Raw genomic sequence first — 12,228 nt, 5'->3', positions numbered from 1 at the left:
TAATATTTGTTAATTATATTATACAATAGGTTGTTCAATGGAACAAATTACATTGTTAATATGAATTACTGAACATTTTGAGTATTAAATAAAAATAGAGCGATTAAAGCATCGCTCTAAAAAACTCATAAAATCCCATGTTCATTGGGATAGCCCAAATAAAGAATCCAAGAAGGGCAATTGGGCCAAGCAAAAAGTTGTAAATCTTCTTTGGCAAAATATTGCCCAATAGGATTTTATAAATTACAGCACATCCTATCATTACAACTGGTAGTAAGATCATTGGTGGTATTAATAACCACAGACTTCTGATGCTTGATATATCTGTAAATATGTCCATAGCATTACCTCGTTATGTATTTTTTGTAAATTTTAACACAAAAAAGCTACAGTGTCGTAACTGGTAAAGCAAACTAAAAAGGATGTAAGGAAATACGAAAAATGGAAATAGACATAATCGTCTATTTCCTTTTTCATAGCTTTTAATTTTGCTTTATGTTTGGCTTTTGGAATCGAGTGATACTGCTCGTATCGGCACATTCTACATGAGCAATGAATTTTTCCTTTGCTTAATGTACCACGTACAGGCATGAACTCACTTTCTCGTAACATTACATCTTTTAAAATTGACCATTTCTTTCGAATGATTCGCTCTCTCTGATGGCGAATATAGGTTTTAGAACGATTTTTCAACAATATCAGCTCCCTTGAGAAACCCAAGCTTGCAGGGAGGTCAAGGGAAGAAACAGCACTCCCTACAAGCTTGGTTTGTAGCTGATATATTGAATTAATTGGTTCATATCATCATTCCTTTTTTTGAAAAAGCCGCAGCGTCATCCCACGCTACAGCTCGAATTGCTTTATGCCCATTGATGGCTTGTTCGTTAAGTTATTATACCATACCTACCAGTGTGGGAATAGTAGGGCAAAACTATGTTAACAGGGCGAATTAAAGTTGCAAAAGAGGATTTAGTTCAGTGGAATGAGAATTATCGGTGGATGGTTGAAACGATTGAGGAAGCAAGGCAGCCTGTAGCGAAAGCTAATAACAATAGCTACATTGTGGCTAAGACGGCTATGTATGGCATCGATGCAACATTACCAAAGGCTAGTGGTGGGACAAGTGATCCAGTGTATACTGAAGTGCAACGCCGTGTTTATTCACTAAATTATCGAATTAAGGAATATGAGCAAAAGATTGCAGAGTTGCAAAAACGTATTTCGTTAGTACATGGAGATAGAGAAATTGAGGTACTTTATAGATTGCTTGATGGCGATAGCATGCGTGCAATTGGAAAGCATATGAGATTATCTAGTACGACAATTTTTAGAGTAAGAAATAATATTTTGAGTCAGATGATGAAGTAGCCATTGAGCTACTTCATTTTAATAACATATGTTCAACAATCGGGCAAGATTGTTTAGTAACATAAAGAGATTGTAAAGAAATGTTCTTAAGTTATTGGGTCAAGCTTTAAGAAAAAGGATTATTAGTATTAGAACGGAATATATATTTTAATTACTTTTTTAAGAGGTGTATTTAATGAACATAAGAAAAGCTATGTTGACTGATGCAAAGGGTATTGCAAAAGTACACGTTGATAGTTGGAGATCTACTTATAAAAACATCATACCTGAAGGATTTTTAGAGAAATTATCATATGAACAACGAACTGATTTATGGGATAGCAATATTTCAAAAGAGGGGAATTATGTATTTGTTGCAGAAAATAATGAGGGTGAAATTGTAGGATTTGCTGATTGCGGAAAAAGAGAAAGTAATAATGTCCCTAATTCTGGGGATTTAACATCTATTTATCTCCTTGAAGAATATCATGGAAAGGGAGTTGGAAAACAACTATTGAAACAACTCTTTCTTCAATTTAAAGAACTCGGATTCAATAAAGTTTTTGTGGAGGTATTAGAAGACAATAGAACTCGTTATTTTTATGAGTATTATGGTGCAAATTTAATTAAATCCGAACAGCTAACAATTGCAGGTAAGGAATTGAATCTTCTCACATACGAATGGAATAACCTTAATAGGGTATTATCTAAACTCTGATGCTAAACTGAAGGTGCTTTAATAAAATTGTAAATATAATGTTTGGAACAAATGTAACAAAAGGAACAAATGAAAAACATGTATCATGTTTTGTGAAAGAAAAAATATGATGTAAACTCGGAGGTAGGCCGGCCTATATTTTTTAAGGGAATCTTAATTAATATTAAAGGCTAAATATTTACAATCATTTCCATGACTTCTCTTTTTGTTATATGATATTTAAAGAGGAGTGGAATATTATGCTTAACATTTTACAAATTGTTTTTGCTATCATAACTGTCTCTCTTTCAGCTTACCTACTTATAACACGGGATTACGATCTGACTTTTTTAATGGTATTCTTCTCAGGTTTATTCATGTTAACTAAAGGAATTGAAGCATTTCAGAGCGAGAGAAAAGTTTATGGTTGGTTATTAATCGGGCTATTTTTATTTGCGGTTTATTTATCAATGTATCAATTCACAGCTTTACTATGACCAACATTAAGGAGTGGTTTATATGTGAACTTCGTCCAAAACTAAGAAGGTTGCAACTGTAGAAAGTCAGTTAGGAGCCCCAAAAGGCAATACCTACGCTGTTGGAAATAAAGGTAATCCTAATCCACCAAACCAATTTACAAAACGGAACACTGCTGCTGTTACACATGTTTTCTTTCAAAAGTTCCTACCAGAAGAAACACTCGAAATCATGGAGGCGATGAACGAGCGTTCTCCGGCCGATTTAATCTGGGATCAAATACAGATACAGTATGCTGCAATCATAAGGGCTCAAAGGATTATGCACGTCGAATCTAAAGACGAAATAATTAAGGAGCTCAAAAAGGCAAAATACGATTACTATCCGCGTTCAAAAGAGGATGGTGGAGGCGTAGAAAAGGCTGTAACAGAGGAAGAATATGAATTCCAATTCGCATGGGAACGATAGGCGCAACTACTCACTGCTCAATCTAGAGCAATTGGGGAGTTGCGTTCTTCTATTCGTCAATTTGTTGAGATGGCTGACCAGGATGATGAGCGTCGTTTGAAACTTAAGCAGATGCAGTTAGGTATCGATAAAACAAAACTAGAAATCGAAAAGATTCAATCTGGAGATACAACAACCCAAGAAAACGAAATTGCAAAGATGCTGCGTAAAATGGCAGGTGATGGATAATGGCAGAACTCACACCCAAATAGAAAGAGGTTATGGACTGCTTTATTCATGAAAAGCCTAAAATATTGGCTGCTAGTGGTGCGAAGAGGGCGGGTAAGACATTTGTTCTTATACTGCTTTTTTTAATGCACATTGCCAAGTTCGAAAACCAATGGCTCTCTTTTATTATTGGTGGATCCACACAAGCAAGTATTCGACGTAACGTGCTTGATGATATGGAGGCTATCTTAGGCAAAGAATTAAAGTTGGATAAAACTAATGCTGTTCGTGTATTCGGTAATAAGGTTTATTGCTTTGATGGAACCAATGCGGATGAATGGAAAAAGGCACGTGGTTTTACTGCAGCAGGTGGATTTTTTAACGAAGGTACCGCATTACATGACATGTTTGTCAAAGAGGTTATCTCACGGTGTTCATATCCAGGGGCTCTAATCCTCTTAGGTACTAACCCAGAAAATCCAGCACATCCAGTTAAGACAGACATTATCGATAAAGATGGACAGTTACTTTAAAGTGGAAGATTAAATATCAAGGTATTTCATTTCACTTTGTTTGATAACATCTTTCTGGATCCGGAATGTTTACAGATCGAGATATTCACGGTTTATGGTTGTCGGCAGAAGGGATCATATACAAGGACTTTAATAAGGACCGAAACTATATTGCTAGTGAAGAGTTCGAAAAACTCAACATCGTTAAATATTTTGCTGCTGTTGACTGGGGCTATGAGCACTTTGGGGCAATCCGGGTATCATCGCCCAGAATTGCAATTGAGGCCCCAATATAGGCAAGTCTTGCTATCTGAATTTCTGTAGTCACAGAAGGTTGTTGTGAATTATTTTTATTCATTTTAATTAATATCCTCTTTACTTTAAGAGTGATGAATTACCTCAAATGTATTCTATGTATTGCAGTGTAGAAAGGTGCCTATAGTTGTACTGAACAAATTCTCATAAATTAGCATTAGAAGGAGTTTCTTGTACATGCTATTATTCAACAATGGTTTAAAGGAACAAGGTTGAATGGATCACTTTTTCACACTTAATTTTTGGGAAATGACTCTTAGAACATTATTTTCTTTTTTTGTACTTCTTATTCTGGCAAGACTTCTTGGAAAAAAACAACTTGGTCAACTAACTTTTTTCCACTATATAACAGGCATTTCAATTGGTTCTATCGCGTCTCAAATAGCCGCGGTAGCTGAAACACCTTTTTTGGATGGATTAATATCGTTAATTTGGTGGGCTTTTTTAACATTTTTAATAACCATCATCTCTTTAAAATCTAAAAAAGCACGAGTATTATTTGATGATAAACCGACTATTGTCATTCAAAATGGCCTAATTCTAGAATCTTCTTTAAAGAAAAATCGGTTGCATATGGACAAGCTAACAATGATGTTAAGGGAGAAAGCAATTTTTTCAGTACAGGATATACAATTTGCAATACTTGAGACAGATGGTAAGCTTAGCGTTTTACAAAAAACCTCAGTACAAGTAGCTACTAAGCAAGATGTCCATGCAAACATTGCACCTCCGACATATTTGCCAACAGAAGTTATTTCGGATGGTCAGCTTATTTACGAAAATTTAGTTGAACTTGAATTAACTGAAGACTGGCTTATGAAGAAGTTGAAAAAGCAAAAGGTTCAAAACGTAAAAGACGTTTATTTTGCCCAAGTTCAAACAGATGGATCATTGTACATTAGTTTGAAAGTTAACAAGTGACAAGGGGAAACAGATTATACAGCAAAGAAAATTTCTAAATCACAGGCATTATTAATATTCATGCTTGCTAGTGAAATGAGAAGTAAAACAGTCAGTGAAGTAGTAAAGCAATCCGAGTTATTTGAAATTTGTCTTGTACTGGTTAATAGAAGCTTAATTTATTTATTGCACATTATAAGGATAAGACGAATAAAGAGCGATTAAAAAATCGCTCTAAAAAATTCACGAAATCCCATATCCATGGGCACAGCCCAAATATAAAAACCAACTAGAACCACACAAACTAAAAGAGGTTTATAAATTATTTTTGGGAGTAGTTTTTCAAAAAATGACGAGAAAATAACGATACAACCAATTACAACAACCATTAACATTAATACTGGCAACATGATAGATAGCACGCTTAATCCACCAAATGCAAAAGCTTTTAAGAACTCCATACAATTACCTCATTATGTATTTTATGTAAATTGTAACATAAAAAAAGCCGCGGCGTTTGCACACGCTACAGCTTGAATTGGTTTATGCCCTTTGATGGTGTTCACAACTCTAGTATATCACACCGTAGGAGGGCAAACCTAATGGGCAAACAAGGGCAAATCAAAGTAACGAAAGAGAATTTAATTCAGTGGATTGAGAATTATCGCTGGATGGTTGAAACCGTTGAGGAAGCACGACAGCCAGTAGCGAAGATGGATAACAACAGCTACATCGGAGCTAAAACAGCTATGTATGGCATTGAAGCGACATTACCGAAGGCTAGTGGAGGTACAAGCGATCCAGTATTCACAGAGGTACAACGCCGTGTATATTCGCTAAACTATCGAATTAAGGAATACGAGCAAAAGATAGCAGAAGTGCAAAAGCGTATGCCTTACGTGATTGGTGACAGGGAGGTTGAGGTCCTTCATAGACTGCTAGATGGGGATAGCATGCGTGCAATTGGCAAGCATATGGGGTTATCTAGCACAACAATTTTTAGAGTAAGAAATAATATTTTGAGTCAGATGTTGAAGTAGCCGAAAGGCTGCTTCTTTTTAAAACATTTATTCAACAATCGGGCCATATTGTGGAGTAACTTCAATCTTTAGTTGAGTTTGTGAAAATATGTACTTAAGCTAACGGAGTAGCTTATTTAACGGAAAATGTTATAATATTATCAAAATTTAGGAAATGGAGTTTAGGAAATGAAGAGTATTAAAAGATTGATTCAAGTTATCTTAGCAAGTACATCAATCCTAATTCTTAGTGGATGTTTCTCTAAAGATGATCTGAATCAACCAATACAAGAATATTTAGAAACAAACTATGGAATACAAGGAGAGTTTTCTGTTATTCAGGCAAGTAATAACTGGTTTGCAAGTATTGACCATCAAACATATATAGAAATGAAAGAGCCATATCGTGCTTATCCGTACCTAATGATTGATAGAGATACATTGAAGGTTATAGGGAAGGGCAGTCATGACGATATTTACCTTTCACAATTCAAGGGTGCATATATTGAGCAACATCCAAAGGTAGTTCAAGTAGTTGAACAGCTAATAACAAAATATGGTTTAGTGAAATACCCTAATGAATATGAACCAGTAAGAAATGGACCTGTTTCAATATTTCCCTACGACAATATTGAGATAGGTGTAGGTAATTATCAAGAGCTACTTGACGATTTTAAAATGACACAAAAGATAGATACTATTAAACTTTTACCTACATTGGTACCAAGCGACCCAAGAAATAATATTGGTGATGACAGGTATGGAAGGTATGCATCGAAAATAGGCGTGGTAAATTTCCAATTTGAGTTTGACATAAATGAAAATAAACACACTATTCCAAACGCCAAAGAATTAATTGATGACTTCAAAAAAAGTGAAGTATTAGAAAAGGGAATATACAGCATCTATATGCTCGTAGATGACTCAAAACAATTTGTGGGATGGGAACATAATAGTGTAGTTTTGTTTGAAGTTGAGGAAAATGGGGAATATACAATAATTGCCACTCCAAAATATGGTGATTTTTGGGACACTTACTTTTATGGTGATTACGCAGCTAAAAAAAATATAGAATAGAATTTTAGGTTGAATTACTTAATTGGGATTGACTAAAAATACACATGGTGCTACCCCTATTAGTAATATTTTGTAATTAGGATTAGCGTTTGTTTTCATTAAAGGGGAAGATTAATTAGTTTATCATAACGGAATTGCTAAAGCAGATAATAGAATGTGGGAAATAGTGAATGAAATAAAACACTCTTAACGAGTGTTTCAGACTGTAGACAAAAGCCCTCGAGAAGTTCACTCTCGAGGGCTTTTGTCATTTTTCTTCCTATGTCGTCTTGATATTTGGTCATACATTGCCAAATCCAACATACGCTTCGAGCATAGTTGCTCTCTTAAGCTACTTGCCACGTCCAAGTAGCCAGTTTCTTTAAATTCATGGCAGCAAAAGTAAGCATCGCCTGCATGGACAATTTTTTTAGACCTCTTAAGGTTGTCCATCGCATACCATGCTTTTCCTTTGCATCGGCAAAGACACGCTCAATCGTTTCTTTGCGCTTTGCATAGATTTGTTTGATGTCATTGGAATGACGTAAATGTTCTGCTTCCTCTACATATGATTCCCAAATATGACGTTGAATGAGTTTTTGATGTTGCTTACTTTCTGTACATTGGGATAGGCTCGGACACTTCGCACAAATCAAAGGATTCGATTTATATTGACGATACCCTTCTTTAGTCGTTGTCGTATACTTCAATATCTGTCCTTGTGGACAAAGATAACAATTATAGTGCTCATCATATATATACTCATGCTTTCGGAAGAAACCATCTTTCGTTTTAGGACGTGTATAAGGAAGAACAGGCAACATTTGATTCTCTAATAAAAAGTTTGTAATTGCGGGTGTTTTATAGGCTGCATCTGCCGCAACAGCTAATGGTTTTTGAACGTTTTTAATGACTCTTTCCACAAGTGGCTGTAATACATGACTATCGTGCACATTTCCCGGAGTCACAATGGCACCCAAGACAAAGCCCTTTTCATCTGTCGCTGCATGAAAAGAATACGCAAACTGTTTCGTACGTTCATCCTTCACGTAATAGCCACTTTCAGGATCTGTCGTGCTTTCCTTTATTTCTTTCCATTCTTCTTTTTCAAATTTCTCCGGGGAAAAGGGCTTTTTTCCGTGTTCCTCACGATCAATATTTAACTCTAATTGAAGTTTCTCTTCATAAGCCCGTGTTTCTTTTCGCACAACTTTTTTATCATACTTTCGTTTATTCGCACTCGCTTTCACATGCGTAGAATCGATAAATAAATGGTCTGCATGGAGGAGTCCTTGATGCATAATCTCTTTTAATATACGATAGAATATCTGCTCAAATAGATCAGTGTCTTGAAAGCGACGGACATAATTTTTACCGAAGGTAGAGAAATGCGGGACTTCTGTCTGGAAGCCAAATCCTAAAAACCAACGATACGCCATATTCGTTTCAATTTCTTTGATGGTTTGACGTATGGACCGTATACCAAAAACGTACTGAATAAACGTCATTTTAAAGAGAACAACAGGATCAATACTAGGGCGTCCTTTGGCAGAGTAGAGGTTTTCTACTAAAGGATAGATAAATGAAAAATCAATAGCCGCCTCTAGTTTTCGTACTAAATGATCTTGGGGAACTAATTGATCAATCGTTAGCATTTCTAATTGTTCACGTTCATTGATTTGATTTTTCGTCATCATGGTTGATCACCTCGAAAGTGTACTTTTTATCAATAGATGAATAAGGAATTCTTTATGTAGAAGTTGATTGGAACGAAGGGTGGCGACTCCTGCGGGAAAAGCGGGAAAGTCGAGATCCTGGACTGAGCGAAGCGAGGGAAGCAGCTCGACCCCGCCCGCGGAAAGCGTCCGCCCGTAGTGGAAATCAACGGCTTTACTTTATTTTATTGTAAAAGAAAAAAGACTGTAGGCAAACTCAAAATTCATTGAGTTTGTCTACAGTCTGAAGCACTCTTATTGAGTGCTTTTTATTTTGGCTAGAGAGGAGGATGATTAAACTGTCTGTACGCACAACAATGTCATTAACAGATAAAATGACTGGCACTCTTCAAAAAATGATGAAAGCAATGAATAGTACCATTAGGGCAATGGAACAAATGCACACAGCATCTAATAGAGCTAGTGATATGCGCAGTTTACAGAGAGCTCGGCGAGACATAGAAAGTGCAAGTGCTTCTTTTGAGCGTTTAAGATCAAGTGCTAGGTTGGCAGGTAGCGAGGGGCAAACTTCAGGAAATAGATTAAGAAATAGTCTAAATGGGGTCCGAGATAGTGCGAATTCGGCCACCAGTAGCGTACGTATGTTGTTAACTAATCTATTGGGTTTTACAACTGCGTACCTGTCTATTCAAGGCATTACTAACGGGTTTAGTAAATTTACACAAGCTTCTGATAATTATTCAAATACTAATGCCCGTTTAGCTAATATTAACGACGGATTGCAGACCCAGAAGGAGTTGCAAGACAAGATTTATAGGGCATCTCAACGAAGTTTAAGTTCATATAACGATACAGCGTCAAGTGTTGCTAAGTTAAATCTATTAGCTAAAGATGCTTTTGCAAGCAATGATGAAGCTTTACGTTTTACAGAGCTTATGAATAAATCATTTAGCGTATCAGGAGCGGGGACACAAGAGAAACAAGCAGGTATGTACCAATTGACACAAGCGATGGCTTCAGGGCGACTACAGGGCGATGAATTTCGTTCAATAATGGAAAATGCTCCGCTCCTAGGCCAAGCGATTGCTGATGCTACAGGTGTTGGAATGGAAGGCTTGAAGGATATGTCGTCAGATGGTGAAATTACTGCTGATATTATTAAAAAATCTTTATTTGCAGCAGCTACGGAAATTGAAGACAAATTTAATAAAATGCCACTGACATTTGCTGATGCTATGACAGTCTTGAATAACTGGGCACAGCGAGCTTTCGAGCCGTTATTCGTACGTTTTAGACAATTTGTAAATTCCAATGCTTTCGGAACTTTAGCAGGGCATGCAATGGTGTTTATTAATCTTTTTGTATCAGGGCTATCATTTGTATTCTCGATTCTTGAGGCATTGTATAACATGATTGGGGCTATAGGCCAGTTTATGTATGATAATGCTAGTTTGGTGGTACCTATTTTAGTTATTTTAGGAACGATTATAGGAACAATAGTAGCAATACTAGCAACTAAATATGCAATATTAGGTTTAATTAGAGTAGCCACTCTTGCTTGGGCAGCGGCACAATGGGTTGTAAATGCTGCATTTCTTTCAAATCCAATAACGTGGGTACTTATTGCCATCATTACAGTAATTGCCTTAGTAGTAATGGCCATGGTTATGTGGGGTGAAGAGACTGCCACGGTAGTTGGGTTTGTAGCAGGCATTTTCGCAGCATTAGGAGCCTATATCCTCAATCAATTTATAAATATAGCAAATTTCTTAACAATTTTTGCCGAATTCTTTATTAATTTATTTATTGATCCCGTTTATGCAGTAAAAAAATTATTTTATGATTTGGTTATGATGGTAGTCGAAAATATGTCAGCTATGACAGGGAGTTTTGATAGTGCTGCAACAGCGTTAGGAAATGCCTTTGTTGCAGGCGTTAACATTGCCATCAAGGCTGTAAATGGATTAATCACCTTAGTTAATAAAATACCTGGTGTTAATTTCGGTAAAATAGGTGAGTTACAGACTGGTAAATCAAATGTTATTACAAAGCATTGGCAGAACTTTGCGGCAAATATTAAAGCTCCAACCAGTGATAAAAACGTAGTTAGTTTGTCTAAGACCAAGCTCTTTAGTATCCCAGATACTTTTAATAAAGCAAACGAATGGGCATATGACGGTATGATGAGCGCTGCTGATAAAGTGAGTGGCTTAGTTGATAAGGCAAAAAGTTTAGCTGGATTAGGTAAAAATGATAAAAATAAAGAAAATCCTTTTCTTGATAAAGCAAGCTTAATGGACGACGTTGTAAAAACCGCTCCTTCTGAATCTGGATTAGGTGCAGCAGGAGATCCAGACAAAGGAAAATTAAAAGGTGGTAAGCTTGATAAGGTCAAAAAGATTGAGGACAAAATAAACCTTGCAGACGAATATCTTGAGATATTTAAAGATATTGCAGAGGGTAAGGCGATTAATAACATTGTTTCTTTAACACCAAATTTAAAGGTTCATAATAAGTTTGAGGATACTACAGGTAGCAAAATGGAGAAGATGCTTAATAAGTTTGGTGATTTGTCTAGGGTAGGTGGCAATGCAACGGAAATTAATGATCTCGTATCCCAAACATTAACCGCTCCGTCAAGAGATGACATTGCAGTTTCAAAAGACATCCGTGAAAATGTTTCCGCTTCACCTATTACCAACAATAATAAGACCATAGTGCAGCATATTAAGAGTGATCCTAAAATTGAATTTTCAGGTGATATTCATAAAGATGTGGACTTGCAGGAACTAATCAAACAAATTGTGAAGTGGTTAAAAGATGAGCAAGATCGTTCAGTTGAGGGGGTATATACATGATAGGCATCTATCTTAGTGCTAAAAATGATACCGAGGGCTTTCGTATACCTGTAAATCCGCCTGAACTCCCTTTTAAAAACACCGCTGATGGTGAAGAATTTTCCATTGCCAAAAAGGGAACAGTTAATGTACCTAAACCAATGAAACTAACAGAATTTGCTTTCTCATCATTTTTCCCTGCTGAGGATACTCACTATGCAGAAACTCAATTCAGAGAGCCTCAGATATATATAGATCAGATAAACAAGTGGATGGCCGCAGAAACGGTTATCCGCTTTATTTATGTTGGTGGTTCCTTTTCCGTTAATGAATTGGTGACAATTGAAAGCTTTGAACCAAAGGATCAATTTGGCACAGAAGATGTAGACTACACGATTTCTTTTAAAAAACATGTGCCCTTTGGATTCAAAAAGATGGAAGTAGTAAAAAAGAGTGCCACTAAAAAGGTAGCGGCCACTAAGCAGCCAGTAACAGTTGCTAAAAAGGTAGCTCCGCGAGATAACCCTAAACCTATTCCGCAGACTTATAGTTTAGTAAAAGGGGATTCGCTTTGGAAGATAGCTCAAAAGTATACCGGAAATGGAGCAAACTACAAGGCGCTACAATCGTTGAATGGAATAAAGGACAGTGAGTTAAGAAAATTACCTATTGGCTTAAAAGTAAAAATACCGCCTGAGTGGACAGCTAAGAAATGAG

General features: G+C 36.3%; 13 protein-coding genes and 1 pseudogene. 11 read left to right on the top strand and 3 right to left on the bottom strand.

Annotated elements, in window-relative coordinates:
- Positions 1–103: 103 nt before the first annotated feature.
- Positions 104–340: a hypothetical protein gene (locus LCP48_RS12945; protein ID WP_009370431.1), complete on the bottom strand. Its 237-nt coding sequence runs from the start codon at positions 338–340 to the stop codon at positions 104–106.
- Positions 341–933: 593 nt separating this feature from the next.
- Here LCP48_RS12945 and LCP48_RS12940 point away from each other — a divergent pair.
- The 7 genes and pseudogenes from LCP48_RS12940 to LCP48_RS12915 all read left to right on the top strand — a co-directional run bounded on the left by LCP48_RS12940 (position 934) and on the right by LCP48_RS12915 (position 4,944).
- The gene (locus LCP48_RS12940; protein WP_004230332.1) at positions 934–1,368 is read left to right on the top strand and encodes a helix-turn-helix domain-containing protein; all 435 of its coding nucleotides are present in this window, start codon (positions 934–936) and stop codon (positions 1,366–1,368) included.
- A gap of 175 nt (positions 1,369–1,543) precedes the next feature.
- Positions 1,544–2,065 carry a GNAT family N-acetyltransferase gene (locus tag LCP48_RS12935; RefSeq protein ID WP_009370434.1) on the top strand — a complete coding sequence of 174 codons (522 nt, stop codon included), beginning with the start codon at positions 1,544–1,546 and terminating at the stop codon, positions 2,063–2,065.
- 239 nt (positions 2,066–2,304) lie between these two features.
- Positions 2,305–2,541, top strand: coding sequence for a DUF3953 domain-containing protein (locus LCP48_RS12930; RefSeq protein WP_004230330.1), 237 nt, complete (start codon positions 2,305–2,307; stop codon positions 2,539–2,541).
- A gap of 220 nt (positions 2,542–2,761) precedes the next feature.
- On the top strand, positions 2,762–2,989 hold the full coding sequence (locus tag LCP48_RS23515; protein ID WP_004230328.1) for a hypothetical protein: 228 nt from the start codon (positions 2,762–2,764) through the stop codon (positions 2,987–2,989).
- 96 nt (positions 2,990–3,085) lie between these two features.
- Complete coding sequence (locus tag LCP48_RS23510; RefSeq protein WP_404805418.1) at positions 3,086–3,217, top strand: hypothetical protein; 132 nt, start codon at positions 3,086–3,088, stop codon at positions 3,215–3,217.
- Positions 3,218–3,249: 32 nt separating this feature from the next.
- Positions 3,250–3,968 (top strand): annotated as a pseudogene (locus tag LCP48_RS12920) (PBSX family phage terminase large subunit); the annotation flags it as partial.
- A gap of 271 nt (positions 3,969–4,239) precedes the next feature.
- Positions 4,240–4,944, top strand: coding sequence for a YetF domain-containing protein (locus LCP48_RS12915; protein ID WP_004230323.1), 705 nt, complete (start codon positions 4,240–4,242; stop codon positions 4,942–4,944).
- A 200-nt stretch (positions 4,945–5,144) separates the two neighbouring features.
- On the opposite strand, the gene LCP48_RS12910 is transcribed toward LCP48_RS12915, so the two are convergent.
- Positions 5,145–5,384, bottom strand: a complete 240-nt coding sequence (locus tag LCP48_RS12910) for a hypothetical protein (RefSeq protein ID WP_004230322.1) — start codon at positions 5,382–5,384, stop codon at positions 5,145–5,147.
- Positions 5,385–5,525: 141 nt separating this feature from the next.
- Here LCP48_RS12910 and LCP48_RS12905 point away from each other — a divergent pair, with 141 nt between their 5' ends.
- The gene (locus LCP48_RS12905; protein WP_009370438.1) at positions 5,526–5,963 is read left to right on the top strand and encodes a LuxR C-terminal-related transcriptional regulator; all 438 of its coding nucleotides are present in this window, start codon (positions 5,526–5,528) and stop codon (positions 5,961–5,963) included.
- Positions 5,964–6,131: 168 nt separating this feature from the next.
- Positions 6,132–7,019, top strand: coding sequence for a hypothetical protein (locus LCP48_RS12900; RefSeq protein ID WP_004230318.1), 888 nt, complete (start codon positions 6,132–6,134; stop codon positions 7,017–7,019).
- Between the two features lie 326 nt (positions 7,020–7,345).
- Here LCP48_RS12900 and LCP48_RS12895 read toward each other — a convergent pair whose 3' ends face one another.
- Positions 7,346–8,695 carry an IS1182 family transposase gene (locus LCP48_RS12895; RefSeq protein WP_225340256.1) on the bottom strand — a complete coding sequence of 450 codons (1,350 nt, stop codon included), beginning with the start codon at positions 8,693–8,695 and terminating at the stop codon, positions 7,346–7,348.
- Between the two features lie 308 nt (positions 8,696–9,003).
- Here LCP48_RS12895 and LCP48_RS12890 point away from each other — a divergent pair, with 308 nt between their 5' ends.
- Together LCP48_RS12890 and LCP48_RS12885 are read left to right on the top strand one after the other, a co-directional pair.
- Positions 9,004–11,532 (top strand): tape measure protein, encoded by a 2,529-nt coding sequence (locus LCP48_RS12890; protein WP_225340255.1) that lies wholly within the window; start codon positions 9,004–9,006, stop codon positions 11,530–11,532.
- Positions 11,529–12,227: a LysM peptidoglycan-binding domain-containing protein gene (locus LCP48_RS12885; protein ID WP_004227795.1), complete on the top strand. Its 699-nt coding sequence runs from the start codon at positions 11,529–11,531 to the stop codon at positions 12,225–12,227. The genes LCP48_RS12890 and LCP48_RS12885 overlap by 4 nt, the downstream gene beginning before the upstream one ends.
- Position 12,228 lies beyond the last annotated feature (1 nt).

Source organism: Lysinibacillus capsici (genome assembly GCF_020217405.1).
GTDB classification, from domain to species: domain Bacteria; phylum Bacillota; class Bacilli; order Bacillales_A; family Planococcaceae; genus Lysinibacillus; species Lysinibacillus capsici.
The sequence above is the reverse complement of the archived record's forward strand: the minus strand, read 5'-3'. Positions and strand labels throughout refer to the sequence as shown.

Excerpts from the sequence above, each read along its gene's own strand:
- LCP48_RS12910 (WP_004230322.1), bottom strand. The coding sequence starts at position 5,384 with ATGGAGTTCTTAAAAGCTTTTGCATTTGGTGGATTAAGCGTGCTATCT.
- LCP48_RS12905 (WP_009370438.1), top strand. The coding sequence starts at position 5,526 with ATGGGCAAACAAGGGCAAATCAAAGTAACGAAAGAGAATTTAATTCAG.
- LCP48_RS12900 (WP_004230318.1), top strand. The coding sequence starts at position 6,132 with ATGAAGAGTATTAAAAGATTGATTCAAGTTATCTTAGCAAGTACATCA.
- LCP48_RS12940 (WP_004230332.1), top strand. The coding sequence starts at position 934 with ATGTTAACAGGGCGAATTAAAGTTGCAAAAGAGGATTTAGTTCAGTGG.
- LCP48_RS12945 (WP_009370431.1), bottom strand. The coding sequence starts at position 340 with ATGGACATATTTACAGATATATCAAGCATCAGAAGTCTGTGGTTATTA.
- LCP48_RS23515 (WP_004230328.1), top strand. The coding sequence starts at position 2,762 with ATGAACGAGCGTTCTCCGGCCGATTTAATCTGGGATCAAATACAGATA.
- LCP48_RS12930 (WP_004230330.1), top strand. The coding sequence starts at position 2,305 with ATGCTTAACATTTTACAAATTGTTTTTGCTATCATAACTGTCTCTCTT.
- LCP48_RS12885 (WP_004227795.1), top strand. The coding sequence starts at position 11,529 with ATGATAGGCATCTATCTTAGTGCTAAAAATGATACCGAGGGCTTTCGT.
- LCP48_RS12915 (WP_004230323.1), top strand. The coding sequence starts at position 4,240 with ATGGATCACTTTTTCACACTTAATTTTTGGGAAATGACTCTTAGAACA.
- LCP48_RS12895 (WP_225340256.1), bottom strand. The coding sequence starts at position 8,695 with ATGATGACGAAAAATCAAATCAATGAACGTGAACAATTAGAAATGCTA.
- LCP48_RS12935 (WP_009370434.1), top strand. The coding sequence starts at position 1,544 with ATGAACATAAGAAAAGCTATGTTGACTGATGCAAAGGGTATTGCAAAA.
- LCP48_RS12890 (WP_225340255.1), top strand. The coding sequence starts at position 9,004 with ATGATTAAACTGTCTGTACGCACAACAATGTCATTAACAGATAAAATG.